This window comes from Streptomyces sp. NPDC004658 (assembly GCF_040609555.1).
Classification (GTDB): domain Bacteria; phylum Actinomycetota; class Actinomycetes; order Streptomycetales; family Streptomycetaceae; genus Streptomyces.
Genome location: NZ_JBEXKG010000392.1, coordinates 1 through 1,468, shown reverse-complemented (window position 1 = coordinate 1,468; position 1,468 = coordinate 1). Strand labels below are relative to the sequence as shown.

At 70.6% G+C, this 1,468-nt stretch carries 1 pseudogene; it reads right to left on the bottom strand.

Annotation, left to right across the window (positions count from 1 at the left end):
- Positions 1-58: 58 nt before the first annotated feature.
- A pseudogene (gene ligA, locus ABZV94_RS41590) lies at positions 59-1,468 on the bottom strand (NAD-dependent DNA ligase LigA); the annotation flags it as partial.

The following is a 1,468-nucleotide window of genomic DNA, read 5'->3' as shown; positions in this document are numbered from 1 at the left end:
ACCCGTCAGCATCTGCTATGCGCCGATCGGGTGAATCCGACGGTGTGTCACACCCGTCTCACCCTCCGGCGGCGCGCCCGTCCGCCCCCTCCTGCTCCTCGGGCCGGACCGCGGCTTCGCGCGCCGCGTCGGGCCCCTGTTCGAGCAGGACCCCGAAGCCGTCCTCGTCCAGCACGGGCACCTTCAGCTGCATCGCCTTGTCGTACTTCGAGCCGGGGTTGTCGCCGACCACCACGAACGAGGTCTTCTTCGAGACGGAACCGGTGACCTTCGCCCCGCGGCTCTGCAGGGCGTCCTTCGCGCCGTCCCTGGTGTGCCCGGTCAGCGTGCCGGTGACGACGACGGTGAGCCCTTCGAGCGGCCTCGGCCCCTCGTCCTCACCGGCGCCCTCGTCCTCCATCCGCACGCCGGCCTCGCGCCACTTGCGCAGGATCTCGCGGTGCCACTCCTCGGCGAACCACTGTTTGACCGAGGCGGCGATGATCGGGCCGACCCCGTCGGCGTCGGACAGCTCCTGCTCGGTGGCCTCCTCGATGCGGTCCATGGACCGGAACTGGCGGGCCAGCTCCTGGGCGGCGACCGGCCCCACGTGGCGGATGGAGAGCCCGGTGAGGATGCGGGCCAGCGGGGCCTCCTTCGCCGCGGCGATGGAGTCCAGCATGGCGCTGGCGTTCTTCTTCGGTTCGCCCTGCTGGTTGGCGAAGACCAGAGCGGTCTTCTCCTCGCCGGTCTTCGGATCCCGCTTGGGCAGTCCGCTGTCCGGGTCGCGGACATAGGCGCGGATGGGCAGCAGCTGCTCGACGGTCAGCCCGAAGAGGTCGCCCTCGTCCCGCAGCGGTGGATCGGCGGGCTCCAGCGGCCTGGTCAGCGCCGCGGCGGCGACGAAGCCGAAGTGGTCGATGTCCAGGCACTTGCGGCCCGCCAGATAGGCGACGCGCTCCCGCAGCTGTGCCGGGCACGAGCGGGCGTTGGGGCACCGGACGTCGACATCCGCCTCCTTCATGGGCTTCAGCTCCGTCCCGCACTCGGGGCAGTGCGTGGGCATGACGAACGCCTGCTCGGTGCCGTCCCGCAGGTCCACGACCGGGCCGAGGATCTCCGGGATCACGTCCCCGGCCTTGCGGAGCACGACGGTGTCGCCGATCAGGACGCCCTTGGCACGCACCACGTTCTGGTTGTGCAGGGTCGCGAACTCGACCTCGGAGCCTGCCACTTCGACCGGTTCCACCTGGCCGTACGGGGTGACGCGGCCGGTCCTGCCCACGCCCACGCGGATGTTGACGAGCTTGGTGTTGACCTCCTCCGGCGCGTACTTCCACGCGATCGCCCATCGCGGTGCGCGGGAGGTGGAGCCGAGCCGGCCCTGGAGCGGGATCTCGTCGAGCTTGACGACGACTCCGTCGATCTCGTGCTACAAGGAATGCCGGTGCTCGCCGAAGTACGCGATGAACTCCCGCACCCCGGCGAG